Annotated in this window: 24 protein-coding genes; 12 read left to right on the top strand and 12 right to left on the bottom strand. The window is 69.8% G+C overall.

The genetic code is table 11. The features are described 5' to 3' along the window. Positions 1 to 78: 78 nt before the first annotated feature. The 5 genes from SOM18_RS14140 to lgt form a co-directional block, all read right to left on the bottom strand. Complete coding sequence (locus SOM18_RS14140; RefSeq protein WP_031440517.1) at positions 79 to 1395, bottom strand: cystathionine gamma-synthase family protein; 1317 nt, start codon at positions 1393 to 1395, stop codon at positions 79 to 81. A 103-nt stretch (positions 1396 to 1498) separates the two neighbouring features. Further along, positions 1499 to 2269 carry a peptidoglycan editing factor PgeF gene (pgeF, locus tag SOM18_RS14145; protein ID WP_031440518.1) on the bottom strand — a complete coding sequence of 257 codons (771 nt, stop codon included), beginning with the start codon at positions 2267 to 2269 and terminating at the stop codon, positions 1499 to 1501. 308 nt (positions 2270 to 2577) lie between these two features. Further along, entirely contained in the window at positions 2578 to 3087 is a 510-nt protein-coding gene (locus tag SOM18_RS14150) for a GNAT family N-acetyltransferase (RefSeq protein ID WP_031440519.1), read from the bottom strand. Further along, positions 3084 to 4136 carry a class I SAM-dependent methyltransferase gene (locus SOM18_RS14155; RefSeq protein WP_320481921.1) on the bottom strand — a complete coding sequence of 351 codons (1053 nt, stop codon included), beginning with the start codon at positions 4134 to 4136 and terminating at the stop codon, positions 3084 to 3086. The genes SOM18_RS14150 and SOM18_RS14155 overlap by 4 nt, the downstream gene beginning before the upstream one ends. A 142-nt stretch (positions 4137 to 4278) precedes the next feature. Next, complete coding sequence (gene lgt / locus SOM18_RS14160) at positions 4279 to 5187, bottom strand: prolipoprotein diacylglyceryl transferase (RefSeq protein ID WP_031440708.1); 909 nt, start codon at positions 5185 to 5187, stop codon at positions 4279 to 4281. Positions 5188 to 5281: 94 nt separating this feature from the next. Here lgt and SOM18_RS14165 point away from each other — a divergent pair, with 94 nt between their 5' ends. The 4 genes from SOM18_RS14165 to phbB all read left to right on the top strand — a co-directional run bounded on the left by SOM18_RS14165 (position 5282) and on the right by phbB (position 11269). Further along, positions 5282 to 6970: a class I adenylate-forming enzyme family protein gene (locus SOM18_RS14165; RefSeq protein WP_031440707.1), complete on the top strand. Its 1689-nt coding sequence runs from the start codon at positions 5282 to 5284 to the stop codon at positions 6968 to 6970. Positions 6971 to 7315: 345 nt separating this feature from the next. After that, positions 7316 to 9508: a molybdopterin cofactor-binding domain-containing protein gene (locus SOM18_RS14170; protein ID WP_320481847.1), complete on the top strand. Its 2193-nt coding sequence runs from the start codon at positions 7316 to 7318 to the stop codon at positions 9506 to 9508. Beyond that, the gene (hemH, locus tag SOM18_RS14175) at positions 9505 to 10512 is read left to right on the top strand and encodes a ferrochelatase (RefSeq protein WP_107930706.1); all 1008 of its coding nucleotides are present in this window, start codon (positions 9505 to 9507) and stop codon (positions 10510 to 10512) included. Before SOM18_RS14170 ends, hemH begins: the two co-directional genes overlap by 4 nt. A gap of 34 nt (positions 10513 to 10546) precedes the next feature. Further along, entirely contained in the window at positions 10547 to 11269 is a 723-nt protein-coding gene (gene phbB, locus SOM18_RS14180) for an acetoacetyl-CoA reductase (RefSeq protein ID WP_031439092.1), read from the top strand. A gap of 559 nt (positions 11270 to 11828) precedes the next feature. On the opposite strand, the gene SOM18_RS14185 is transcribed toward phbB, so the two are convergent. Next, a complete protein-coding gene (locus tag SOM18_RS14185) occupies positions 11829 to 12215 on the bottom strand; it encodes a glycine zipper 2TM domain-containing protein (protein ID WP_056406961.1) in 387 nt (128 codons plus the stop codon). Between the two features lie 205 nt (positions 12216 to 12420). On the opposite strand from SOM18_RS14185, the gene SOM18_RS14190 reads away from it, so the two are divergent. After that, the gene (locus SOM18_RS14190; RefSeq protein WP_320481848.1) at positions 12421 to 13455 is read left to right on the top strand and encodes an esterase-like activity of phytase family protein; all 1035 of its coding nucleotides are present in this window, start codon (positions 12421 to 12423) and stop codon (positions 13453 to 13455) included. Between the two features lie 242 nt (positions 13456 to 13697). Here the strand turns inward: SOM18_RS14190 and rpmB are convergent, their stop codons facing one another. After that, a complete protein-coding gene (rpmB, locus tag SOM18_RS14195) occupies positions 13698 to 13988 on the bottom strand; it encodes a 50S ribosomal protein L28 (protein ID WP_031395040.1) in 291 nt (96 codons plus the stop codon). Positions 13989 to 14215: 227 nt separating this feature from the next. Here rpmB and SOM18_RS14200 point away from each other — a divergent pair, with 227 nt between their 5' ends. Together SOM18_RS14200 and SOM18_RS14205 are read left to right on the top strand one after the other, a co-directional pair. Next, complete coding sequence (locus tag SOM18_RS14200) at positions 14216 to 14449, top strand: hypothetical protein (protein WP_031395039.1); 234 nt, start codon at positions 14216 to 14218, stop codon at positions 14447 to 14449. Between the two features lie 79 nt (positions 14450 to 14528). Next, entirely contained in the window at positions 14529 to 14960 is a 432-nt protein-coding gene (locus SOM18_RS14205; RefSeq protein WP_031441085.1) for a nucleoside deaminase, read from the top strand. A gap of 785 nt (positions 14961 to 15745) precedes the next feature. Here SOM18_RS14205 and SOM18_RS14210 read toward each other — a convergent pair. Next, positions 15746 to 16420, bottom strand: coding sequence for an OmpA family protein (locus tag SOM18_RS14210; RefSeq protein WP_031394229.1), 675 nt, complete (start codon positions 16418 to 16420; stop codon positions 15746 to 15748). 140 nt (positions 16421 to 16560) lie between these two features. On the opposite strand from SOM18_RS14210, the gene SOM18_RS14215 reads away from it, so the two are divergent. After that, on the top strand, positions 16561 to 17862 hold the full coding sequence (locus SOM18_RS14215) for a hemolysin family protein (RefSeq protein ID WP_056406965.1): 1302 nt from the start codon (positions 16561 to 16563) through the stop codon (positions 17860 to 17862). Positions 17863 to 17938: 76 nt separating this feature from the next. Here the strand turns inward: SOM18_RS14215 and SOM18_RS14220 are convergent, their stop codons facing one another. Further along, positions 17939 to 18340, bottom strand: a complete 402-nt coding sequence (locus SOM18_RS14220; protein ID WP_320481849.1) for a hypothetical protein — start codon at positions 18338 to 18340, stop codon at positions 17939 to 17941. A 135-nt stretch (positions 18341 to 18475) separates the two neighbouring features. Between SOM18_RS14220 and SOM18_RS14225 the strand changes: the two genes are divergently transcribed. Further along, the gene (locus SOM18_RS14225; RefSeq protein ID WP_152555474.1) at positions 18476 to 18781 is read left to right on the top strand and encodes a hypothetical protein; all 306 of its coding nucleotides are present in this window, start codon (positions 18476 to 18478) and stop codon (positions 18779 to 18781) included. Between the two features lie 41 nt (positions 18782 to 18822). Here the strand turns inward: SOM18_RS14225 and SOM18_RS14230 are convergent, their stop codons facing one another. Continuing rightward, positions 18823 to 19629, bottom strand: coding sequence for a hypothetical protein (locus SOM18_RS14230; RefSeq protein WP_320481850.1), 807 nt, complete (start codon positions 19627 to 19629; stop codon positions 18823 to 18825). A gap of 133 nt (positions 19630 to 19762) precedes the next feature. Further along, a complete protein-coding gene (gene purD, locus SOM18_RS14235) occupies positions 19763 to 21034 on the bottom strand; it encodes a phosphoribosylamine--glycine ligase (protein ID WP_031439833.1) in 1272 nt (423 codons plus the stop codon). On the opposite strand from purD, the gene xseA reads away from it, so the two are divergent. The 3 genes from xseA to SOM18_RS14250 are packed head-to-tail and all read left to right on the top strand — an operon-like array spanning position 21033 to position 23588. Then, positions 21033 to 22496: an exodeoxyribonuclease VII large subunit gene (xseA, locus tag SOM18_RS14240; protein ID WP_349254885.1), complete on the top strand. Its 1464-nt coding sequence runs from the start codon at positions 21033 to 21035 to the stop codon at positions 22494 to 22496. The two genes, purD and xseA, sit on opposite strands and share 2 nt — an antisense overlap. A 31-nt stretch (positions 22497 to 22527) precedes the next feature. Next, a complete protein-coding gene (locus SOM18_RS14245) occupies positions 22528 to 22728 on the top strand; it encodes a DUF2093 domain-containing protein (RefSeq protein ID WP_031441717.1) in 201 nt (66 codons plus the stop codon). After that, positions 22725 to 23588, top strand: a complete 864-nt coding sequence (locus tag SOM18_RS14250) for a M23 family metallopeptidase (protein WP_414712122.1) — start codon at positions 22725 to 22727, stop codon at positions 23586 to 23588. The genes SOM18_RS14245 and SOM18_RS14250 overlap by 4 nt, the downstream gene beginning before the upstream one ends. A gap of 30 nt (positions 23589 to 23618) precedes the next feature. On the opposite strand, the gene SOM18_RS14255 is transcribed toward SOM18_RS14250, so the two are convergent. Then, the gene (locus SOM18_RS14255; protein ID WP_320481851.1) at positions 23619 to 24170 is read right to left on the bottom strand and encodes a hypothetical protein; all 552 of its coding nucleotides are present in this window, start codon (positions 24168 to 24170) and stop codon (positions 23619 to 23621) included. Positions 24171 to 24194: the final 24 nt, after the last annotated feature.

Here is a 24194-nt window from a genome sequence, read left to right on the forward strand (position 1 = left end):
TTGCTGGGCTCTGGATCCTGACTTTCGTCAGGATGACGAGGAGGGGGGCGCCCGCTGGTTTAGCGGGCGCCCGGTTGGTCAGATCGCTTCGAGGGCTTGCGTGAAGTCGGCGATCAGGTCGTCGGCATCCTCGACGCCGATCGAGATGCGCACCAGATTGTCGGTGATGCCGAGCGCCTGTTTGCGCGCGTCGGGGACCGAGAGGTGCGTCATGCCCGCGGGGTGGCTGGCGAGCGTTTCGGTGCCGCCGAGCGAGACCGCGAGTTTCGCGATCTTGAGCGCGTCGAGGAAGGCGAAGCTCTCGCGCTCGCCGCCCTTGAGGTAGAGCGAGAAGGTCGAGCCGCCGCCGGTGCAGTGGCGGCGATAGATGTCGGCCTGACGCTCGGCGCCGGGTTCGTCGGCGAGGAAGCCGAGATAGCCGACGCGCTCGACCTTGGGGTGATGCCGCAGATAGGCGCAGACCTTGGCCGCATTCTCGCCCGCGCGGCTCATGCGGAGCTCGAGCGTCTCGAGACTGCGCAGCAGCATCCACGCGGTGTTGGGATCGGTGATCGTGCCGATCGTGTTGCGCATCGTCCGGATCGTGTTGATGTGCGCCTTGGTGCCGAGCACGCCGCCGGCGACGAGATCCGAATGGCCGCCGACATATTTGGTCAGCGAATAGACGACGATGTCCGCGCCGTGCTTGAGCGGCTGGAACCAGAGCGGTCCGAGGAAGGTGTTGTCGATCGCGATCGGCGGCTTTTCACCCGTGAAGATCGCGTCGCGGCTGGCGGCGACCGCCTCGACATCGACCAGCGCGTTGGTCGGGTTGGCGGGGCTTTCGAGATAGATGAGCGCGACATTGCCGGTCGCGGCCTCGGTCATCACCGCGTCGATCTCCTCGCGCGTCGCGCCCGCGGGGAAGTCGAGCCACTTGACCCCGAATTTGCCGAGCACGCGGCCGATCAGCGTCTCGGTCGCGGCGTAGAGCGGCCCCGAATGGACGATCGTGTCGCCGGGCTTGACCATGGCGAGGAAGAGCGTGGCGATCGCGGACATGCCGGAGGAGAAGGCGAGCGCGTCCTCGGCCTCTTCCCAGACGCCGAGGCGATCCTCGAGAATCTCCTGGTTGGGGCCGTTGAAGCGCGAATAGACGAGGCCCTCGGCACCGCCCGGACGCTTGCCGGTGACGCCCTCGAAATGGCGCTTGCCCGCGGCGGCGTTGGGGAAGACGAAGGTCGAGGTGAGGAAGATCGGGGGTTTCAGCGAGCCTTCCGACAGCGACGGGTCGTAACCATGGCCCATCATCAGCGTCGAGGGTTTCAGCTTGCGGCCGCCGATCTTCTCGACCTCGGGCTTGGGCGCGACGCGCGCGGCGACGCCGGTGAGGTCGGCTTCGGTCTCGGCGGGCATGCCGGTGGGGGTCGGGGTATCGGACATTCTGGGCTCCTGCATGACCCGTCTGGTGCGGGCCGATGCGGCGAGCCTAGCGATGCGCAGCCGGTTTGGGGAGGCGTCAGAGGCCGATGATACTGATCTGGCGACCATAAGTGGGTTCGCCGCGATGGGTCGCGCGGCGATAGCTGAAGAAGGCATCGTCTTCGGTGTAGGTGTCGCGGCCGAGCGCCTCGACCCGGCCGACCCCCGCGGCGGCGAGGCGGTTGACGACATAGGCCTCGAGATCGAACTGGTAATGGTCGGTGCGGGCATCCGCGAAGAAGCGTTCGTTCTCGGGATCGGCCTCGCAGAAGCGGCGGAGGAAGCCGGTGTCGACCTCGTAGCTGGCGCGCGCGATGCACGGGCCGACCGCGGCGACGATCCGGTCGCGGCGCGCGCCGATCGCCTCCATCGCGAGCAGGGTGGCGTCGGTGACGCCGCCGAGCGCGCCCTGCCAGCCGGCATGCGCGGCGCCGACGATCCCCGCCTCGCTGTCGGCGAACAGGACGGGCGCGCAGTCCGCGGTGAGGATGCCGAGCGCGAGCCCGGGGCGGTCGGTGACGAGCGCGTCGGCGCGCGGACGGAATGTGTCGTCGACCGGCGCGGTGATCGTCACCGCCTCGGCCGAGTGGATCTGGTAGAGGCCGACGAGTTGCGCGCCGGGGAGGACGGCGTCGGTCGCGCGGCGGCGGTTTTCGGCGATCGCTGTCGGGGAATCGTCGGAGCCGGTGCCGGCGTTGAGGCTGGCATAGGCGCCGGTGGAGACTCCGCCGGTGCGGGTGAGGAAGCCGTGGGGGATGGGGGCGAGCGATTTTGCGCGGATGGGGGTGGGGGCGGTGGTGTCAGTCATGCGCGTGTGTCCTGCTTAAGCTCTGGCACCACCCCGGCGGAGGCCGGGGTCCAGTTGGGGGACGGTCGTGACGGGGGGCGGTGTTTCATTACCGGGGACGTGCCAACTGGGCCCCGGCCTTCGCCGGGGTGGAGGTTGGGGGCGGGGCTGCACGGATTTTTCTGGTTGAATTCCGGCACCACCCCGGCGGAGGCCGGGGGCCAGTTGGGGGCCAGTTGGGGGACGGTTGTGATGGGGGGCGGTGCTTCATTACCGGGGACGTGCCAGCTGGGCCCCGGCCTTCGCCGGGGTGGAGGTTGGGTGGCTGGTCATAGCGCCAGGCGGAGGATGCGGTCGTCGTCGGCCTTCTCGCCGACCATGAAGACGTAGCGGCCGATCTCGGTGAAGCCGTAGCGCTGGTAGAAGCGGTGCGCGCGGTGGTTGTCGACATAGACGCTGAGGATCATCTCGGTCCGCGCCTCGGCGCGCGCGGTGGCGAGAGCCCAGTCCATCAGCGCGGGGCCGACGCCGGCGCCGTGCCGGTCGGCGCGGACATAGAGCTGGTAGAGCTCGACGGCGGTGGCGGGCCAGTCGCCGGGGAAGGCGACCGGGCCGGTCTTCGCGAAGCCGATAATCGCGTCGTCGTCGAGCGCGACGCGGATGCGGAAGGCGGGGTCGCCGATCTGCGACGGCAGGCCCTGCGGCCCGAACGCCTGGTCGAGGAACGCGGCGAGATCCTGCGGGCGGTAGAGCGTGCCGAACGTCTCGGTGAACGACGCGCGCGCCATCGCGGCGAGCGCGGGGCCGTCGGCGGGGCGCGCGTCGCGGTAGGTGATCATGCGAAGGCGGCCGGGTTGGGCCAGCCGGGTGACGTGATCGCGAGCGCTTTGAACAGGCTGCCCATGTCGTCCATCAGCCGGCGGCGGTCGGCGGCGAGCGCCTCGGCGCGGTCGGGCGAGGCCTTGGCGAGCGCGGACGTGCGCGTGTCGATGCCGAGACCGCCGAGCAGGTCGCGCTGTGCGACGGGGCCCCAGGCGACCGCGCCATCGGCCTGCGCGGCGGCGGCGAGCGTGGTGAAATCGACATGCGCGGTCAGGTCGTGCTCGCCCGGCGATTCGAACGGGTTGGCAAAGGCGTGCGCGCGGACCGCCTGGAGCGTGTCGCCGAGCGCGGGGCCTTCATAGCCGTAATCGATCGCGAGCAGCGCGCCGCCCTGTGCGACGAGGCGTTTGGCGAGCGCGCGGACGATGCCGACCGCGGCGGGGGCGGTCTCGAGGATCGATCCGGCGGGCGCGTCGCGGAAGGGTTCGGGGATGACGGCGTCGGGAAGCGGCTTGCCCGCGATCGGGAGGAACAGCAGGTCCTGCGCGGCGACGAGGCGTTCGTGCCAGGCGTCCTCGCGTTTGAGCAACTGGCGGATCGGCAGCGCGTCGAAGAATTCGTTCGCGACGACGATCAGCGGAAGCTCGGTCGGCAGCGTGTCGATGGCGTCGTGCCAGGTCGCGGCAGGGACGCGCTCGGCCTGCGCGGTGCGGAGCGCGGGGCTGGTCTCGACGAAATGGACGGGGGGCACGAGGCCGGCCTTGGCCATCGCGCGCAAGGCATCGGCGGCGAGCGTGCCGCGGCCGGGGCCGAGCTCGACCCAGGCGATGTCCGGGCGGCCGGCGCGGTCCCACAGGTCGGCGCACCACAGGCCGAGGAGCTCGCCGAACATCTGGCTGATTTCGGGCGCGGTGGTGAAGTCGCCGGTCGCGCCGAGCGGGTCGCGGGTCGCGTAATAATGCGCGTTGGCGGCGGCCATGTACTGCGCGACGGGGACGGGGCCGGCGAGGGTGATCGCGCGGGCGAGGCGTTCGGGGAGGGCGGTGTCGGGGGTGATGTCAGTCATCATGTACTTCTCTACCTCCCCGGCGGAGGCCGGGGCCCAGTTGGGGGACGGTGATGACGGGGGCAGCACGCTCGTCACCTGGGCCTTCCCAACTGGGCCCCGGCCTTCGCCGGGGTGGGGATGAGGGTGAGGGTGGTGTCCGTTACGCGACGCTCTGCGAGCCGGCGATCGGTTCGACGCGGATGCGGCGGCGGGCGGCGGTGAGGATCAGGAAGAGGCCGCCGAGGATCATCGGCACGCAGAGCCACTGGCCCATGTGGAGCCCGGTCTTCTCGGCAAAGGCGCGCAGCTGCGAATCGGGTTCGCGGAAGAATTCGACGGTGAAGCGCGCGAGGCCGTAGCCGAGCACGAACAGACCGACGAGCTTGCCCGGGTCATAGCGCGCCTTGGTCTTCCAGAAGGCGAACCAGAGGAGCGCGAACAGCGCGAGGCCTTCGAGCCCCGCCTCGTAGAGCTGGCTCGGGTGGCGGGCGGGCTCGATCATGCCGAAGGGGACGGTGCGCGCGAAGACGATGCCCCAGGCGACGTCGGTCGGCTTGCCCCAGAGCTCGCCGTTGACGAAATTGGCGAGCCGCCCGAAGAACAGCCCGAACGGCACGCAGCAGGCGATATAATCGTGGACGCGCAGCCAGTTGAGCTTGTGCTTGCGCGCGAACAGGATCAGCCCGAGCGACACGCCGATGACGCCGCCGTGGAACGACATGCCGCCGTCCCAGAGCCGGAGGATGCGCAACGGGCGCAGGATCATCTCGGGCGCGTAGAACAGCACATAGCCGAGCCGCCCGCCGAGGATGATGCCGAGCGTCGCGTAGAAGACGAGGTCGTCGGCATGACGCCGCGCCATCGGAGCGCCGGGCTGCGCGAGCAGTTTCAGCAGATACCACCAGCCGAGCAGGATCCCGCCGATATAGGCAAGGCTGTACCAGCGCAGCGTGAAGAAGCCGATCGAGAAGACGTCGGGGTGGAGCCCCAGGTCCTCGAACCGGATATGTTGGCCCGTAGCGGGGCTAGGCAGGCCACCGGCTACGGCGGCTAAGGTCGACAGGATCAATGGCTTTTCCCCACGCGTTCGCGCCTGCATAATGAGCGGTGACGATAAGACCAAGGCGATAAGACCGGGGTCATCGGAGCAATGGGAGAGCGATATGCGGACCGAGCTAGACGCGGCGATGGATTCGACGATGGCGGCGCTGACCGCGCCCGGGGGGATGCTCGGGCTCGGATCGATCGAGCGGTTCGGCGTGACGCTGCCGACGATCGCGGTCGCGCCGCCCGCGCTCAACGCCTATTTCGCGCATTATGCCGGCGAGCACCGCGACCAGGTGTTCCTTGTCGCAGGCGACGAGCGGCTGACATTCGCCGAGGTCGAGGACGCGGCCGAGCGCGTCGCCTGCGCGCTGGTATCCGCGCACGGCATCCAGCGCGGCGACCGGATCGGCATCGCGATGCGCAACTCGCCGTCGTGGATCGTGCTGTACATGGGCATCATCATGGCCGGCGGGGTCGCGACGCTGCTGAACGGCTGGTGGCAGTCGGACGAGCTGGAGGCGGCGATCCGCGACGTCGACTGCAACATGGTGTTCGCCGATCCGCCGCGCGTGAAGCGGCTGACGCAGATCGCCGGGCTGGCGACGCCGGTGATCGGGATCGACGACACCCAGCCGCTGCGAATCGCGCTCGACGTGCTGCTGAAGGAGGATCCGGTCGGCGTCGCGCTGCCGCCGCTGGGGCCCGACGACCATGCGACGATCCTGTTCACGAGCGGGTCGACCGGCCAGTCCAAGGGCGCGCTGTGCGATCACCGCGCGATCATCCAGGCGATCTTCAACTATCTGGGCCAGGCGATGATGATGCTCGGCATCGCCACCGCGCAGGGCAATCCGCCGGTCGGCCAGCCGGTCACGCTGCTGACGATCCCGCTGTTCCACATCACCGGCGAGGTGCCGGTGTTCCTGCAGAGCTTCGCGATGGGGCGCAAACTCGTGCTGATGCCCAAATGGGATGCGCGCGAGGCGATGCGGCTGATCGAGGCGGAGGGCGTGACCTATTTCGTCGGCGTGCCGCTGATGAGCTTCGAGATCCTCAACCATCCGGATCGCAGCGACTATGACCTGTCGACGGTGACCGATTTCGCCGCGGGGGGCGCGCCGCGGCCGGTCGAGCATGTCCGGCGGCTGGGCGAGGAAATGGGCGGAAGCGCGCCGCTGATCGGCTACGGGCTCACCGAGACGAATGCGGTGGGGACGGGCAACTGGCGGAGCAATTATATCGCCAAGCCCAATTCGGCGGGGCGGGCGAGCGCGCCGCTGGTCGACCTCGCGATCCTCGACGATGACGGGCGCGCGCAGCCCGCGGGCGTGCGCGGCGAGGTGGGCATCCGCAGCGTGTGCAACTTCAAGGAATATTGGAATCGGCCCGAGGCGACCGCGGCGGCGTTCACCGCGGACGGCTATTTCCGGACGGGGGATATCGGGTTTCTCGACGAGGACGGCTATCTGTTCATCGTCGACCGCAAGAAGGACATCATCATCCGCGGCGGCGAGAATATCTCGTGCCAGGAGGTCGAGGCGGCGCTGTACCAGAACCCCGCGGTGGCGGAGGCGGCGGTGTTCGGGCTGGCGGACGAGCGGTTCGGCGAGGTGCCGGGCGCGGTGGTGGTGCTGCAGGAGGGCGAGACGCTGACGCCGGACGATCTGTGCGCGTTCCTCCACCAGCATATCGCGGCGTTCAAGGTGCCGCAGCGGGTCTGGATCGCCGACGCGCCGCTGCCGCGGCTGGGGACGGAGAAGATCGACAAGGTGACGATCCGGGAGCGGTATCGGGGGATGGTTTGAGGGGGGTGCGGCTGGGATAGCTCGCTTCTTCCCGTCATCCTGACGAACGTCAGGACCCAGGGCCCAGCGACGGTGCGTTTTGGTACTCTGGATCCTGACTTTCGTCAGGATGACGGGAGTGGGTAGGCGTGCGCGTGCCTCACGTCTGCTCGTCATCCTGACGAAAGTCAGGATCCAGGGCCCAGCAGCGGTGCGTTTTGGTACCCTGGGTCCCGACTTTCGTCGGGATGACGGAAGGGGGGGATGACGGAAGGGGGGATGACGGGTGGGGGTGGGGCGCGTTCCCCCTCATCCGGCGGTTTGCGGCGCCTTCACCGCGGGGGGGAGACGGGGTAGGGGCGCGGGATGATCAGTCGGCGGGGGATTTTGGCGGGGGGCGGCGCGGGGATCGGGCTGGTCGTGGCCTGGGGGCTGTGGCCGCGCGACTATGCGCCGACGCTGGTCGCGGATCCGGGGGAGAGCGCGTTCGGGGCGTGGCTGAAGATCGGCAGCGACGGGCATGTCACGGTCGCGGTGCCGCAGGCCGAACACGGGCAGGGCGTCTATACCGCGCTGGCGCAGATCGTTGCGGACGAGCTGGGCGCGGACTGGCGGACGGTGGGCGTCGAGCCCGCGCCGCTCAACCCGCTCTATGCCAATCCGGTCGGGCTGAACGCGCTGTTCGAGGGGATGCCGGGCGTGGTTCCCACAGCGGTCGCGGGGCCCGCGCCGATGCTGACCGCGGGATCGAGTTCGGTGCGGATGTTCGAGGCGGCGTGCCGGAGCGCGGGCGCGGCGGCGCGGGTGCTGCTGTGCAAGGCGGCGGCTCGGCGCTGGGATGCGGACTGGGTGGACTGCCGGACCGAGGCGGGGTTCGTCGTTCAGGGCACGCGGCGGATCCGCTTCGCCGCGCTGGCCGAGGACGCCGCGCGCGAGACCTTGCCCGAGGAGCCCGGCATCGGCGGCCCGGGCGCAGGCGCGCTCGCGGGGCGGTCGGTGCCGCGGATCGACACGCCGGCCAAGGTCGACGGATCCGCCAATTTCACCGGCGACGTCCGCCTGCCCGACATGGTCCATGCGGCGATCCGGCAGGGACCGGTCGGCGACAGCCGGCTGATCGGGGTCGACCGCGCCGCCGCGGACCGGGTGCGCGGCGTGCTGCAGATCGTCGAGACGCCGGCTTGGGTCGCGGCGGTGGCGACGACCGGCTGGGCGGCGCAGCAGGCGCTGTCCGCGATGGCGCCGCGGTTCACGACGCGATCGTCGCTGGTCGACAGCGGGACGATCGCCGCCGCGCTCGACGCCGCGTTCGAGACGTCGGGCGCGACGATGGCGCAGACCGGGGAGATCGGCACGCTGCTCGACGGGGCGGGGGTGGTGACCGCCACCTACCGCGTGGCGCCCGCGGTGCATGCGGCGATCGAGACGCGCAGCGCGACCGCGGCGTACCGCGACGGGATCCTCGAGCTGTGGCTGCAGACTCAGGCGCCGGGGCCCGCGCGCGCGGCGGCGGCGCGCGCGGCGGGGATCGCCGAGGCGCAGGTGGTGATCCATCCGATGCCGGTCGGCGGGGCGTTCGGTGCCGCGCTGGAGCATGACGCGGCGGCGCAGGCGGCGGTGCTGGCGGTGCGACTGAAACGCCCGGTCAGCCTGGTCTGGTCGCGGGCAGAGGACCTGATGCACGACCGCTATCGGCCCGCGGCGGCGGCGCGGCTGGCGGCGCGACTTGATGCGCGCGGGCGGATCCTTGCCTGGCGCACGGCGATCGCGGCGCCCGCGACCGGCGCGGCGATCGCGGCGCGGGTGCTCCCGGGGATCGCCAGCCGGGCGGCGACCGCGCTGACCCGCGGCGATCCGCATGCGGTCGGCGGTGCGCTGCCCGCCTATGCGATCCCGGCGGTGGCGGTCGTGCATCATGCCGCCGAGATCGGCGTGCCGACGGGCGCGCTGCGCGGCGGCGCGCATGGCTATACCGCGTTCTTCACCGAGACGTTCGTCGACGAGCTCGCGCGGATCGCCGCGACCGAGCCGATGTCCTACCGGATCGGCATGCTGGGCGGCGGGGCGAGACTCGCGCGATGCCTGTCGACCGCGGCGTCGCTGGGCGGGTGGAATGGCGGCGTTCCCGGCAGCGGGCAGGGGATCGCGGCCCACGCCTTTCGCGGCAGTTTCATCGCGGTGCTGGCGGAGGCGCATCTCGGCGCGGACCGGCGGCCGGTGGTCGAGCGGCTGGTCGCGGCGGTCGATTGCGGGGTGCAGATCAACCCCGATCTGGTCCGCCAGCAGATCGAGGGCGGGCTGATCTTCGGGCTGGCGACCGCGCTGGGTGCGGCGACCGGCTTCACGCGCAACCTGGCCGATGCGCGCGGCTTTGGCGACCTGCATCTGCCGCGGCTGGCGGACACGCCCGACATCACCGTCGAGCTGATCCGCAGCGACGAGGCGCCGGGCGGGGTCGGCGAGCTGGGCGTGCCCGCGGTCGCGCCGGCGATCGCCAATGCAATCTTCTCCGCAACGGGCTTTCGTCTGCGCGATTTGCCTTTAAGACCCTCGACATGACCCTGCCCCCCGACCATCCCGCGATTCCGAAGCCCCGGATCGGCGTCCTGCTGATGAACCTGGGGACGCCCGACGGCCCCGACGTGCGATCGGTCAAACGCTATCTCGGCGAATTCCTGTCGGATCGCCGCGTCGTCGAGATCCCGGCGATCGCGTGGCAGCCGATCCTGCGCGGCATCATCCTGAACACGCGGCCGAAGAAATCGGCGCATGCGTACAGCCAGGTGTGGCGCGAGGACGGTTCGCCGCTCGCCGCGATCACGCGGTTGCAGGCGGCGGCGGTGAAGGATTCGTTCGGCCCCGAGGTGATGGTCGACTGGGCGATGCGCTATGGCCGGCCGGCGATCGCCGAGCGGCTGAGCGCGATGCAGGCGGCGGGCTGCGAGCGGATCCTGCTCGCGCCGCTCTATCCGCAATATTGCGCGGCGACGACCGCGACCGCGAACGACAAGGCGTTTGCGCATCTGGCGGGGCTGCGCTGGCAGCCCGCGCTGCGCACGCTGCCGCCTTATTATGACGATCCCTTGTATATCGACGCGCTGAAGACCGATCTCGAGACGTCGCTCGCCGCGCTCGATTTCGTGCCCGATGCGATCGTCGCGAGCTTTCACGGCATGCCCAAGCGCACGCTGGAGATGGGCGATCCCTATCATTGCCACTGCCAGAAGACCGCGCGGCTGCTGAGCGCGGCGATGGGGCGCGAGCTGACGGTCGCGTTCCAGTCGCGCTTCGGGCCGCAGAAATGGCTCGGGCCCGCGACCGACGAGACGCTGGTCGAACTGGCCAAGGCGGGGAAGACCAAGGTCGCGATCTTTGCGCCCGGCTTTTCGGCGGACTGTCTGGAAACGCTCGAGGAATTGTCGATTCGTGGGCGCGAGAGCTTCGAGGAGGCGGGCGGCAAGGACTTTGCCTATCTGCCGTGCCTGAACGACGGCCCCGCGGGGATCGCGATGCTCGAGCGGCTGCTTGCACGCGAGCTTGAAGGTTGGACGCGCCGCGGTTAGCCTCCGGTAAAACACGTATGGCGGGAGAGAAGGCATGGCACGCGTCGCGATCGTAACCGGGGGAACGCGTGGCATAGGCGAGGCGATCAGCCTTGCGCTGCAGAAGACCGGGCTGACCGTGGCGGCGACCTATGCGGGCAATGCCGAACGCGCCGAGGCGTTTGCCGCGCGGACGGGAATCGCGGTCTATCAATGGGATGTCGCGGATTACGACGCGTGCCAGGCAGGCTGTGCGAAGGTCGCGGCCGATCTGGGCGATGTCGACATCGTCGTGAACAATGCGGGCATCACGCGCGACGGCACGATCCTGAAGCTGAGCTATGACGACTGGAAAGCGGTGATCGACACCAATCTGGGCGGCTGCTTCAACATGGCCAAGGCGGTGTTCCCGGGCATGCGGACGCGCAAATGGGGGCGGATCGTCAATATCGGCTCGATCAACGGGCAGGCCGGGCAATATGGCCAGGTCAATTACGCCGCGGCGAAATCGGGCATCCACGGCTTCACCAAGGCGCTGGCGCAGGAGGGCGCGCGGGCCGGGGTGACGGTCAACGCGATCGCGCCGGGCTATATCGATACGGACATGGTCGCGGCGGTGCCGGCCGACGTGCTCGAGAAGATCGTCGCGAAGATCCCGGTCGGGCGGCTGGGCCAGGCGAGCGAGATTGCGCGCGGGGTGGTGTTTTTGTGCTCGGAAGAGGGCGGGTTCGTGACCGGCTCGACGCTGAGCATCAATGGCGGACAGCATATGTATTGACGGTTTTGGCCCGGCTGCGCGGCAGCCGGGCCAAAACCGGCACGGCCGGCGGACGGGTGGAACCGGTCCGGCCGACGGCTTTGCCGGCGGCGTGAGTTTGGCGGCGGACGGTGGCCTGGGCTCTGGATCCTGACTTTCGTCAGGATGACGGGGTTGGGGTGTCGATCACCGCTGCCAAAAAATTAGCCGTCATCCTGACGAAAGTCAGGACCCAGGGTCACGGGCGTTGCGGGTGGTACCCTGGGTCCCGACTTTCGTCGGGATGACGAAGGGGTGAGGGCTCAGGCCGGGCCTGCCGTCGGCAAAGCTGTCGGCCGGGTTGGCGCGGGCGCCACCCGCCGGCCGGTCCGGTTCCGCGCGGTGCGCGGCTCCGGACGAACACGAGGCCGGCCCCCTGTGGGGGACCGGCCTCTGCCCTCGATACGCTACGCGAGGGAACTGGGGGAACTGGAGCAGGCCCGGAGCGGACGCCGGCTAAGCCGTCGTCGGACGGGTGGCTTGAGGCCACCCGCCGGCCGTGCCGGAGGTGCTCGCCGGGCGAGCACCCGCGCTGTCGCGCTTACCTCCGGCAATAGCGCGGGTTGTCCGACTTATCGATCGCGTTGCCGGCGAGGCCGCCGCCGGCGGCGCCGAGCAGCGCGCCGATCGTGCCGTTGCCGCGACCCGCGACGGTGTGGCCCAGCAGGCCGCCGGCGAGGGCGCCGACGATCGTGCCGCCGGTGTTGTCGCAGCCGCGACGGTTGTTGCGGTCGTTGCGGTAGTTGTAGCGGCGGTCGTTGCCGCGATATTCGCGGTCATAGCCCCGGCCACGATCATAGCCGCGCCCGTCGTAACCGCGGTCATAGCCGCGCTCGTATCCGTAGCGCTGCGCCTCGGCGGCGACGGGGACCAGGGTCGCGGTGCCCATTGCGAGCGCGCTGACGGCGAGGGTGAAGGTCTTGAACATCAAACGTCTCCCATTTGGGACCTGGGGGAGTGCGCCGGTGGCGGGCCCTTCGATCCTGATGACAGCCTTATGGTCGAGTCGGATTGAGCCGAGCCTGAATGCGTTCGTTATCAACGGTTCAGGCGCGACTCCGGTCCCGCGCCCTATCGCGTGCGCCTGACTGGAAGCGGGTGCCCCCGGGCGCGGCAGCGGCTATGGGGCGGGCGTGCGGCGTATCCCGACCCTGTTGTTCGTGCTGGCGAGCGTGCACCTGCTGGTGCCCGGATGGAGCGGCACGTCGCGGCTGCCGCTGCTGGGTGCGGCGGCGGACATGACCGCGACGCGGGTGCGGATCGATCCGGCCGATCCGTCGCGGCGGCGGCTCGGCGGGCTGACCTATCTGGGCGGGGTGGTGCTGCGTAGTCGCGATTCGGCGTTCGGGGGGTATTCCTCGATTGCGGTCCGTCGCAGGGCTTCGCGGACACAGGTGACGTTGCTGAGCGATGGCGGGAATATCGTCCGCTTTCATATCGGTGACGACTGGCGGCCCGCGGGGATCGGCTTTGCCGCGCTGCCGGGTGGTCCCGGACAGGGCTGGTCGAAGCGCGACCGGGACAGCGAATCGCTGACGATCGATGCCGCGACGGGGACCGCTTGGGTCGGGTTCGAATATTGGAACGCGGTCGGGCGCTATGCCGCGGGGGCCGACGGCACGCTGCTGGCGCGATTCGAGGGGATGGTCCGGCCGCGGGCGATGCGCGAATGGCCCGACAATGGCGGGCCCGAGAGCATGGTGCGCCTGCGCGACGGGCGATTTGTCGTGCTGTCGGAGACCGCGCGGCCGCGGGTGCGGACGAGCGCGGGCGGGGTCGGGCGCGGGACCGGGCGGCGGGGGCTGCTGTTTGCGGGTGATCCGCTGACGGCGCGCGGGGTGGGCTTTACCTATGTGCCGCCGGTCGGGTTCAGTCCGGTCGATGTCGCCGAGCTGCCCGACGGGCGGCTGATCGTGCTCAATCGCGCCTTTGCCGCGCCGTTCGCGTTTTCCAACACCGTGACGGTGATCGAATCGGGGGCGATTCGGGCGGGGGCGGTGGTGCGCGGGCGCGAGATCGCCCGGCTGGCCGCGCCGCTGGTGCATGACAATTTCGAGGGGATCGCGGTGGTGCGCGAGGGGGACGACACGGTGGTGTGGATCGTGTCGGACGACAACGAGACTGCGTTGGAGCGGACCCTGTTGCTGAAGTTTCGGCTGGAGGGGTAGCGGGGGGCGAGCGGGGCTAGCGGTGGTGTCTCGACTTCGCTCGACACGAACGGGAGGGGGGCGCTCGACACGAACGGCGGGGGTCGAGCGGGGATGGCGGTGTCTCGACTTCGCTCGACACGAACGGAGAGGGAGGTGGAACGGGTTCGGCGGCGCGTTTCGGTGTGACGGGCGCAGAAACGCCGACGGCCCGCGCTCCGGTGGGAGCGCGGGCCGGGGCCGAATCGCAGTCGTCGCGCGGGTTAGGCGGCGGCGGCGATCTTCTTGACGACGTCGCGCTTCAGGCGGCGGGCCTTGAGCGAGAGCTTGTCGTCCGAGGTCTTGACGAGCCAGTTGTCGAGGCCGCCATTATGCTCGACCGAACGCAGGCCGTGCGTCGAGACGCGGAGACGAACGCTCTGCTCGAGCGAGTCGGAGATCAGCGTGACGTTCTGCAGGTTGGGCAGGAACGTACGCTTGGTCTTGTTGTTGGCGTGGGACACGTTGTTCCCGACCATCCGGCCTTTGCCGGTCAGTTCGCAAATGCGCGACATCTGTCTACCTATCAAGTGTCGGGAGGAACCCCGGAAAGGCGCGCGGATACCCGGCAAGCGCGGCCGCGTCAACCGATTCACCCGTTTTTGCCGATCGGTGCTCGCGCGGATGCGGCGAACGGGGCGGCAGAGCGGGGCGTGCAACCGCGCGGGGTTGATCGACGTTGTTACGCCATCGAACCGGTCGACGCCCGTCATGGGTCGTGGCCTTATATAAGGGAAATCCCATGCGTACGCTCTTGTCTCTGGTCGCGATCGCGCTGCTCGCCGTCGTCGCGCTGATGTATTTCGGGATCATCAACATCGACCAGACGCGTGCCGGCGCGATCCAGACGCCGAAATTCGAGGCGGACGTCGCCAAGGTGCGGCTGGGGACCGAGACCAAGACGGTCGCGGTGCCGACGATCTCGGTCGACAAGCCGGGGACTGCGGCCGACAATGGCCAGGTGCCCGCGAACTGATCCGCGCCCGCCTTGTCCTGCGGCTTTACCTGATGGGGAAGGCAGGGCAGGGCGGGGCATGTTTCCGATCCCCGACCCGATGCGGCGCGCGCTCGACGCCGCGCGCGATGCAGCGGCAGCGGGCGAGGTGCCGGTCGGCGCTGTCGTGGTGCGTGCCGGGCAAGTGATCGCGACCGCGGCCAATGCGCCGCGCGCGCTGTGCGATCCGACCGCACATGCCGAGATGCTCGCGATTCGCGCGGCGGCCAGGGCGCTGGGGCGGGACCGGCTGGAGGATTGCGATCTGTGGGTGACGCTCGAGCCGTGCGCGATGTGCGCGGGGGCGATCGCGCATGCCCGGATCGCGCGGCTCTATTATGGGGCGGCGGATGCGAAGGGCGGCGCGGTCGAGCATGGCGCGCGGTTCTTCGGCCAGCCGACGTGCCATCATCGGCCTGAGGTCTATGCGGGGATCGGGGAGCGGGAGGCCTCGGGGTTGCTGACGGGGTTTTTCCGGGAGCGGCGTCCGTAGAAGAAGAATGGGTTCGCGCGGAGGCGCGGAGGCGCGGAGATAGTGCATCCGGCCCTTCGGTCGGGAGACGCTGATCTTTTGCGCTGCCGGACGTGATCGGGCGGTCGCTCTGCGACGTCCACACCGTCTCCGCGCCTCCGCGTCTCCGCGTGAACCAAACTTCTTCTGTCTTGTGGCGCGTGCTCGTTCTTCCGGCTGACGCCGGGGCGCAGGGCCATGCGGGTTTGCGCTTTTGACCCTGGGTCCCGGCCTTCGCCGGGATGACGGGGTGATTAAGAAGAGTGGGTTCACGCGGAGGCGCGGAGGCACGGAGGGGGTGCATCCGGCCTTTCGGTCGGGAGACCCTGACCTTCTGCGCTGCCGGATATGATCGGGCGGTCGCTTCGCGGCGTCCACACCGTCTCCGCGCCTCCGCGTCTCCGCGTGAACCAAACTTCTTATGTCTTGTGGCGCGTGCTGGTTCTTCCGGCTGACGCCGGGGCGCAGGGCCATGCGGGTTCGCGCTTGTGACCCTGGGTCCCGGCCTTCGCCGGGATGACGGGGTGATTAAGAAGAGTGGGTTCACGCGGAGGCGCGGAGGCGCGGAGGGGGTGCGTCCGGCCTTTCGGTCGGGAAACCCTGACCTTTAGCTCTGCCGGAGGTGATTGGGTGGTCGCTGCGCGACGTCCACACTCTCTCTGCGCCTCCGCGTCTCCGCGCGAACCCCCCTTCTTCTGTTGCCCGTCCGCCCGCACCCTGGGTCCCGGCTTTCGCCGGGATGACGGAGGGGGCGGGCGGAGGGGTGGTTAGCGGAGGTCGTTCTGGGTGATGGGGACGATCTTTACCTCGACGCGGCGGTTGGCTGCGCGGCCGGCGTCGGTGTCGTTCGAGGCGATCGGCTGGCTTTCGCCATAGCCGCGGGTGCCGATGCGGGCGGACTGGACGCCGTGGCTCGACAGGTAATCCGCGACCGAGGTCGCCCGGCGCTGCGACAGGGTCTGGTTGTAGGAGTCGCTGCCGGTCGAATCGGTGTGGCCGTACACGTCGATATAGGTCTGGTTATACTGGCGCAGCGTGTCCGCGACCTGATCGAGCGTGCGCTGGAACTGCGGCTGCACGGTCGCGCTGTCATAGGCGAAGGTGATGCCCGACGGGATGTTGAGGACGAGGTCGTCGCCCTGGCGGATCACCTGGACGTCGGTGCCTGCGGTGCGTGCGCGCAGATCGCGCTCCTGCTTGTCCATGTACGCGCCGACGCCCGCGCCCGCGAGGCCGCCGATGCCGGCGCCGAGCAGCTTCTCGGTCCGGTCGTTACGCCCGCCGACGATGTCGCCGAGCAGATAGCCGCCGAGCGCGCCGCCGATGCCGCCGAGCGCGGTCTTCGAGATCGTGCGCTGGCCCGTCTCCGGATCGGTCGTGCAGGCCGACGTCGTGACGAGTGCGGCGAGCGCTGCGCCGATGAATATACCCTTGGCCTTCATGTCTCTGTCCCTTTTGATCATGCCGCAGATAACCCGGCATATTCGGCGATTGTTCCACCTGCGCACTGAACGCCCAATGACGATAAGTGTCGAGACCGGTTGTGAAGCGCGCGAATGTGCGCCAAGAGACGATAGAGCCAATGGCACCGCTTCCCCCCTTCCCCTGGATCGACGTCGCGATCATCCTCGCGCTCGTCGCGTTGAACGGCGTGTTCGCGATGAGCGAGCTTGCGATCGTGTCGTCCAGGCGCGCGCGGCTCGACGCGCTGGCGCGGACCGGGCGCAAGGGCGCGAGCGCCGCGTTGCTGCTCGCCGCCGACCCCGGCAAGTTCCTGTCGACCGTGCAGATCGGCATCACGTTGATCGGGATTCTTGCGGGTGCCTATTCGGGTGCGAGTCTCGGCACGCCGACCGCGGCGCGGCTGCAGGCGCTGGGGCTGAGCGCGAGCACGGCGGAGACCGCGGGCTTCGCGATCGTCATCGGCCTGACCACCTATGCCTCGCTGATCATCGGCGAGCTGGTGCCCAAACAGTTCGCGCTGCGATCGCCCGAGACGATCGCCGCGTTCATGGCGCGGCCGATGCGCTGGCTGGCGATCATCACCGCGCCGATCGTGTGGGTGCTCGATTCGACGAGCGCGCTGATCTTCAAGGCGCTGCGGCTCAACCGCGAATCGGAGGAGCATGTCACCGCCGAGGAACTCCACCTGATCGTCGCCGAGGCGTCCAAGTCGGGCGTGATCGAGGAGCATGAGCGCTCGATCATCTCGGGCGTGGTGCGGCTGGCCGACCGGCCGGTGCGCGAGGTGATGACGCCGCGGACCGATATCGACTGGCTCGACTGCAACTGGGATGCCGACGAGATCCGCGACACGCTGCTCGCGTCGCAGCATACGCGGCTGCCGGTCGGCGACGGGTCGATCGACCGCGTGCGCGGCGTCGTGCAAGCACGCGACATCGCCGCCGCGCTGTTCCGCGGGGAGCCGCTCGACCTCAACGTGCTGATGCGCAAGGCGCCGGTGGTGATCGACCAGATCGACGCGATGGACGCGCTGATCGCGCTGCGCCAGGCCGAGGTGCCGATGGCGCTGATCCATGACGAATACGGGCATTTCGAGGGGATCGTGACGCCTGCCGACCTGCTCGCGGCGATCGCGGGCGAGTTCAAGTCGGATGCCGACCCCGACGATTCGCCGTCGGTGGTGGTGCGCGACGACGGCTCGCTGCTGGTCGCGGGCACGATGGCGGCGGATGCGCTGGCCGACCGGCTGGGCATCGACCTGCCCGAGGACCGCGACTACGCGACCGTCGCGGGACTGGCGCTCGCGGTGTTCCGCCATCTGCCCGGCGAGGGCGAGAGCTTCGTCGAACAGGGGTGGAAGTTCGAGATCGTCGATCTGGACGGGCGACGGATCGACAAGCTGCTCGTCAGCGAGGTTTGAGGCTGGCGGGGGCGGGGCTTGAACGCGCCGGATCACCGACCCGGTTGATTTACCCGGGCGCTCATTGTTTCGACGCTTAGCGGTTGCCCGAGATTTTAAGCCGTCGCGACACGTACCGCACGCAGGCAAAAACCGCGATTCCGACTACAAGAGACGGCGCATAGATCATTCCGACCCCGTAGATCGGGACGTCGCGAAGTGATTGGTAGTCATACCACGAGCTATAGATGACGTAGACGCACAGGGCGACGAACAGGATTGCGCACACGAGCATGGCGATCCTTGCTTCGGCGTCGACCTTTTCGTGTGCGACGGTTTCCGCATGCTCGCTGTTTGCCAGACGGTGCAGGACGGGACCAAGGAACACGCCAACGGCCGAACCGACCGCCAGGATAATGGCAGGCTTGTCGAAGGCGACAGTAGCGCAGACGATTGGACCCAGACATAGATACGCAAGGATCAGCAGCCCCTTTGCCATCCCGTATCGTGGTTGCTGCATAGCCTGTCCGCCGCCTTATTGGTTTTCCTTGTCGTGGATGAAATTCGTTAACGGTGCGTGAGGCAGCGTCCGCGTCAACGCGGGCGGTGGCGGATGTTCGTGCTAGTGTCGGCCATGACCATCATAGCCTTTGTCATATTGCTGCAAGCTGCCTCGGGGCAGATGGCGCCACCGGTGATCGTGCGGCCGGCGGATGACCGGACGGTGTCCGCCCCGCTTCGTGGGCTGGGCGACACGATGGAAATCGCGGGTCGCTGTTCGCGCTTTATCGCCGCCGCCGACATGGACACGTTCCTTGCCGTGGCCAAGGCCAACCCCGCCGACGAGCCGTATCTCATCAGCCGGATCGGCAAGGGCAGCCAGCATCCGAAGGATCCCGCATGGTGCAATGCGGCGATCAAGAAGCTCGGTCGGAAATAGTCTGTCCGGGTAAGGCAGGCCGCTGACGCGCGGCCTGCGTGTCAGAGCTTGCCGAAGACGGCTTCGAAGCCGGGCTTGTCGCCGGCGGCGAGGAGGCGGGATTGTTCGATCCAGCGGTCGCGGCCCATGCGGCCGGTGAAGGCGCCGAGCTGCGCGTCGATGTTCTGCGCTTCGGTTTCGGAGAGTGCGGCCATCTGGCCGACGGTGGTGACGCCCAGCTCGGCGAGGCGGGTGGCGACCTTGGGGCCGAGGCCTTTGAGCAGCGTGACGGGGGCGGCTGCGTGGTCGACCGCCGGGGCTGGCGCTGGCGTCGGCGTGGGTGCCGGGGCTGGGGTCTCGGTCGGGGTGACGGCCTCGGCGGCGGGGTTGGCGTCGAAGCTCGCGGCGGCGATCGGCTCGTCGGAAAGCGGCGCAGGCGCGAGACCCGGCGCGGGGGCGTCGGCGATCGGCGGCGGTGCGGGCGCAACCGGGATCGGGGCCGGAGGGGCGACCGGTGCCGCGACCGGGGCGGGCGCGGTCTGGACCTGCGACTGGCTGGGCGTCGGGGTCGGTTTCGGGGCTGGCGTCGGCGCGGGGGGCGTCTCGCGGGCGGCGGGGGCCGCGGCGGCGGGGCTGTCGGCGGTTGGCTCGGGCGCGGGTTCGGGCTCGACGCCGGCTTCGCGCGCGTTGGCGATGACGTCGCGCGACGCCTTTTTGCGGCTGCGCTTGGCCTTGATGCCCCAGAGCAGCCCGGCGATCACGAAGAGCGCGAGCACCGCGATGATCGCGAAATGGATCGTCGTCAGCGTGGTGATGCCGTCGGGGAGCAGGCTGTCGCCCGAGGCGGACGTCGCGGAAGTTTCGTTCATTTGCCTATAGTAGCGGGGTGGGTCGGGGGGGGCGAGACTTAATGCGCGTTGGGGGTGGTATCAGTGGCGTTGCGTTTGGGGATGCGCCCCACCCCAACCCCTCCCCTGAAGGGGAGGGGCTTTTTGCTTTGGGTCAGCGGGTGAGTTCGCGCCAGCCTATGTCGCGGCGGTAGAAGCCTTCTGCGAAATCGATCGCCTCGACCGCGCGGTAGGCGTTGGCCTGGGCGGAGGCGAGGTCGTCGCCGGTGGCGGTGACCGCGAGGACGCGGCCGCCCGCGGCGACGAGGCCGCCATCCTCGAGCCGGGTGCCGGCGTGGAAGACGGTGCCGCCTGCCGCGCGCGCCGAATCGAGGCCGATGATCGCGCCGCCTGCCTTTGGCGTGCCGGGATAGCCCTTGGCCGCCATCACCACGGTGAGCGCGGTGGCGGCGCTAAAGCGGGCGGGGGGGAGGTCGGCGAGGCGACCTTCTGCGACCGCGAGCATCGTCGCGATCAGGTCGCCCTCGAACCGCATCATCAGCACCTGCGTCTCGGGATCGCCGAAGCGCGCGTTATATTCGATGAGCTTGGGGCCCTGCGCGGTGAGCATGAGGCCGGCATAGAGGACGCCGCTGAACGGGATCCCGTCCGCCGCCATCGCCGCGACGGTGGGGGCGACGATCTCGTCGAGCGCGCGCTGTTCGAGCGCGGCGGTGAGCACGGGGGCGGGGCTGTAGGCGCCCATGCCGCCGGTATTGGGGCCGGTATCGCCCTCGCCGACGCGCTTGTGATCCTGCGCCGAGCCGAACGGCATCAGCGTGGTGCCGTCGGTGAGGACGAAGAGGCTCGCCTCCTCGCCTTCGAGGAATTCCTCGATCACCGCCTCCGCCTCGCCGTCCGCGAACAGCGCGTCGAGCGCGGCATCGGCTTCGGCGCGGGTGAAGGCGATGACGACGCCCTTGCCCGCGGCGAGCCCGTCGGCCTTGATGACCACGGGCAGCGAGAAGGTGCGGGTGAGCGCGACGTCGGCGTCGGCGCGGCTCGCGACGCGGACATAGCCCGCGGTCGGGATGCCGGCGCGCGCGCACAGATCCTTGGTGAAGCCCTTCGACCCTTCGAGCTGGGCGGCGGCCTTTGACGGACCGAAGACGGGGATGGCGGCGGCGCGCAGGCTATCGGCGAGGCCGTCGACGAGCGGCGCCTCGGGGCCGATCACGACGAGGCCGATGGCCTTTTCGCGGACGAAGGCGACGACCGACGCGTGATCCGTCGCATCGAGACGCACGAGCGTCGCAAGGCTGGCAATGCCGGGGTTGCCCGGCGCGGCATAGAGCGTATCGAGGCCTGGAGAAAAGCTGGCCGATTGCACCAGCTTCCACGCGAGCGCATGTTCGCGGCCCCCCGAGCCCAACAGCAGGACGTTCATGCCCGATCCCTTTTCCGATGACGTCGTGTCCAGCGACATGCTGGCGAGCGATATGGGGCGGCTGGTAGCCGAGCCGGTCGCCGGCGACAACGCACTCGCCATGTCGGTCGGCGAACTCGCGTTCAAGCTGAAGCGGATGGTCGAGGGCGAATTCGGCCATGTCCGCCTGCGCGGCGAGATTTCGGGATGGAAGCGCGTCGCGTCGGGGCATTGCTACATGGCGCTGAAGGACGATCAGGCGGTGATCGACGGCGTGATCTGGAAGGGGAGCGCAACGCGGCTCGCGTTCGTGCCGCAGGACGGCGTCGAGGTGATCGCGACGGGCAAGCTGACGACCTATCCCGGGCGGTCGAAATACCAGATCGTGATCGACCGGATGGAGCTGGCGGGCGCGGGCGCGCTGATGGCGCTGCTCGAGAAGCTGAAGGCGAAGCTCGGCGGCGAGGGGCTGTTCGACGCGGGCCGAAAGAAGCCTCTGCCGTTCATGCCGCAGGTGATCGGCGTGGTCACGTCGGGGACGGGCGCGGTGATCCGCGACATTCTCCATAGGCTCGAGGATCGCTGTCCGACGCATGTCATCGTCTGGCCGGTCAAGGTGCAGGGCGAGGGGTCGGCGGCCGAGATCGCCGCGGCGGTGCGCGGGTTCGATGCGATCGCGCCGGGCGGCCCGGTGCCGCGCCCCGACCTGGTGATCGTCGCGCGCGGCGGCGGGTCGGTCGAGGATCTGTGGTCGTTCAACGAGGAAATCGTGGTGCGCGCGGTCGCCGCCTGTTCGATCCCGATCATCTCCGCGGTCGGCCACGAGACCGACACGACGCTGTGCGACTATGCCGCCGACCTGCGCGCGCCGACGCCGACCGCGGCGGCCGAGATCGCGGTTCCGGTGCTCGCCGACCTGAGGCTGACGATCGACAGCCACCGCAACCGGACCGAGCGGTGCGCGCGACGCTATGTCGAGCGCGGGCGCGAGCGGCTCGATGCGCTGGCGCGGCATCTGCCCAAGCGCGACCAGCTGCTCGGGCCGCAGCGCCAGCGTGCGGACGATGCCGGGCAGCGGCTCGACCGCGGGCTCGAGCGGCGGCTGACGCTGGCGCGCGGGAGCCTCGACCGGTCGGGCGCGGCGCTGCGGCCGGCGACGCTCGAACGCAAGCTGGAGGGCGCGCGGGCGCGGCTCGACGCGACGTGGCGGCTGGTCCAGTCGCTCAACCCCGATGCGATCCTCGACCGTGGCTATGCGCGGGTGACGTCTCGGGCTCCGGGGGGCACGACGCTGGCGTCGGCGGCGGCGGCGCGTGCAGCGGGGGCGCTGACGCTGCATTTCCGCGACGGGATGGTCGATGCCACCGTCGATGGGGGTGACAGCGAGGTCGCCGTGAAGCCGAAGCCGGCGAGCCGGCCGACGCCGTCTGCGTCACCGTCCGCTGCCTCCGGTGCCGCGCCGCGCCAGCCGACCCTGTTCTGATCCTTCCCCCTGTGACGACGAGAGAAACCCGATGCTGATGTCCAATTCCGACCGCGCCGCCAAGCTGCACTACATGGCGAACGGCTTTCGCGTGCTGAGCCCGGGGGATCATGTCGTGTGTGCGGTCACCGGCCACCGCATCCTGCTCGAGGATCTGCGCTACTGGAGCGTCGAGCGGCAGGAGGCCTATGCGACCGCGGCGGGCGCCGCCGAGGCGATGAAACCGCGGTGATCCGCGGACTGCTGTTGCCGTTGGTGTTGCCAGTGGCGCTGCTCGCGTCGGGCGGCGTCGCGCAGACCGTGCCGGCGCCTGTTGCGACCGTTCCCGCGGCGACGGGATTCGTCTGGACCGGGACGCTGAGCCAGGGCGGGCTGATCCTGGGCACCGCGCCTGCGGGGACGCGCACGCTGACGCTCGACGGGCGGGCGGTGACGGTCGCGCCCGATCGCCGGTTCGTCGCGGGGTTCGACCGCGATGCGGGGACGCAGGCGATGCTCGTCGCGACGCTGGCGGACGGGCGCGTCGTGCAGCAACCGCTGGGAATCGCGGCGCGCGGCTGGGATATTTCGCGGCTGTCGAGCCTGCCCAAATATCCGGTCCCCGCGCCCGAATTCGCGCGCGTGCGCCCCGGCGAGCTGGCGCAGATCGTCGCGGCGCGGCGGATCGCGGCGGTGTCGGACGGCTGGCGGCAGGCGTTCGTCTGGCCGGTGACGGGGTGGATCTCGACGCTGTTCGGGTCGCAGCGCGTCTATGCCAATGGCGAGGCGGGATCCTATCATTCGGGGATCGACATCGCGCGGCCGACGGGGACGACCGTGGTCGCGCCCGCGGACGGCGTGGTGATCCTGGCGGCGGACCACCCCTTCACGCTGGAGGGCAATCTGCTGATGATCGACCACGGCATGGGGCTGAACAGCGCGTTCCTGCATCTGTCGCGGATCGACGTGAAGCCGGGCGACCGGGTGACGCAGGGCCAGCCGGTCGGCGCGGTGGGGAAGAGCGGCCGCGCGACGGGTCCGCATCTCCACTGGAGCCTGCGCTGGGGGGATGCGAAGCTCGATCCGTTGCTGGTGGCGGGAGCGATGAAGTAAGCGCCGGACGCCAGAGGGGGCGCGCAACGGTCAGTTGAGGCGGCGGACCTTGACCGCGGGCTGACCGCCGACGCTCATCCGGAAACTGCCGAGCGCGGCGCGCTTGATGACGACCGCGTCCTTCGCGCGGGGGCGCCGGGCGATCACATTGTCGTCGGTCTGGATCCAGCGCGCGCCGTCGGCGAGCTGGAAGCGCCAATGGCCGGAGTCGTCGACCGACGCACCCGCGAGAACCGCCTCGATCTGCGGCAGGTCCTCGGCCTTGCCGAGCAGGCCCGTCTCGGGAAGCGCGATGCCGAATACTGCGCGCCGCGTCTCGCGGACCTGCTGCTGATCGATGATGACGATCGTCCGGTTCGCTTCAGCCTGTTCGAGCGCGGCGACCGAGCGGTCGAAACAGGCGAGCCGCGCGGCGGTCTCCGGCAGCGTGCGGCACTGGGTGAGCGCGACCAGCACGGGCGCGCGTCCGCCGCGGGGCGACCCCGCGGTCGCGGCGGACGGCAGGGCCGCGATCAGCAGGGCGGTGGTCAGCAGCGCGGCGATCAGCAGGCCGGGGGCCGCGCGTCGTGTCGATATGTGCATGTCCGTGTCATCCTCGTATCGGCT

It is taken from the genome of Sphingomonas sp. CFBP9019, from assembly GCF_034045155.1.
In the GTDB taxonomy this organism is placed as follows: Bacteria; Pseudomonadota; Alphaproteobacteria; order Sphingomonadales; family Sphingomonadaceae; genus Sphingomonas; species Sphingomonas aerolata.

Excerpts from the sequence above, each read along its gene's own strand:
- SOM18_RS14140 (WP_031440517.1), bottom strand. The coding sequence starts at position 1,395 with ATGCCCGCCGAGACCGAAGCCGACCTCACCGGCGTCGCCGCGCGCGTC.
- pgeF (WP_031440518.1), bottom strand. The coding sequence starts at position 2,269 with ATGACTGACACCACCGCCCCCACCCCCATCCGCGCAAAATCGCTCGCC.
- SOM18_RS14150 (WP_031440519.1), bottom strand. The coding sequence starts at position 3,087 with ATGATCACCTACCGCGACGCGCGCCCCGCCGACGGCCCCGCGCTCGCC.
- SOM18_RS14155 (WP_320481921.1), bottom strand. The coding sequence starts at position 4,136 with ATGACTGACATCACCCCCGACACCGCCCTCCCCGAACGCCTCGCCCGC.
- SOM18_RS14165 (WP_031440707.1), top strand. The coding sequence starts at position 5,282 with ATGCGGACCGAGCTAGACGCGGCGATGGATTCGACGATGGCGGCGCTG.
- SOM18_RS14170 (WP_320481847.1), top strand. The coding sequence starts at position 7,316 with ATGATCAGTCGGCGGGGGATTTTGGCGGGGGGCGGCGCGGGGATCGGG.
- hemH (WP_107930706.1), top strand. The coding sequence starts at position 9,505 with ATGACCCTGCCCCCCGACCATCCCGCGATTCCGAAGCCCCGGATCGGC.
- phbB (WP_031439092.1), top strand. The coding sequence starts at position 10,547 with ATGGCACGCGTCGCGATCGTAACCGGGGGAACGCGTGGCATAGGCGAG.
- SOM18_RS14185 (WP_056406961.1), bottom strand. The coding sequence starts at position 12,215 with ATGTTCAAGACCTTCACCCTCGCCGTCAGCGCGCTCGCAATGGGCACC.
- rpmB (WP_031395040.1), bottom strand. The coding sequence starts at position 13,988 with ATGTCGCGCATTTGCGAACTGACCGGCAAAGGCCGGATGGTCGGGAAC.
- SOM18_RS14200 (WP_031395039.1), top strand. The coding sequence starts at position 14,216 with ATGCGTACGCTCTTGTCTCTGGTCGCGATCGCGCTGCTCGCCGTCGTC.
- SOM18_RS14205 (WP_031441085.1), top strand. The coding sequence starts at position 14,529 with ATGCGGCGCGCGCTCGACGCCGCGCGCGATGCAGCGGCAGCGGGCGAG.
- SOM18_RS14210 (WP_031394229.1), bottom strand. The coding sequence starts at position 16,420 with ATGAAGGCCAAGGGTATATTCATCGGCGCAGCGCTCGCCGCACTCGTC.
- SOM18_RS14215 (WP_056406965.1), top strand. The coding sequence starts at position 16,561 with ATGGCACCGCTTCCCCCCTTCCCCTGGATCGACGTCGCGATCATCCTC.
- SOM18_RS14220 (WP_320481849.1), bottom strand. The coding sequence starts at position 18,340 with ATGGCAAAGGGGCTGCTGATCCTTGCGTATCTATGTCTGGGTCCAATC.
- SOM18_RS14225 (WP_152555474.1), top strand. The coding sequence starts at position 18,476 with ATGACCATCATAGCCTTTGTCATATTGCTGCAAGCTGCCTCGGGGCAG.
- SOM18_RS14230 (WP_320481850.1), bottom strand. The coding sequence starts at position 19,629 with ATGAACGAAACTTCCGCGACGTCCGCCTCGGGCGACAGCCTGCTCCCC.
- xseA (WP_349254885.1), top strand. The coding sequence starts at position 21,033 with ATGCCCGATCCCTTTTCCGATGACGTCGTGTCCAGCGACATGCTGGCG.
- purD (WP_031439833.1), bottom strand. The coding sequence starts at position 21,034 with ATGAACGTCCTGCTGTTGGGCTCGGGGGGCCGCGAACATGCGCTCGCG.
- SOM18_RS14245 (WP_031441717.1), top strand. The coding sequence starts at position 22,528 with ATGCTGATGTCCAATTCCGACCGCGCCGCCAAGCTGCACTACATGGCG.
- SOM18_RS14255 (WP_320481851.1), bottom strand. The coding sequence starts at position 24,170 with ATGCACATATCGACACGACGCGCGGCCCCCGGCCTGCTGATCGCCGCG.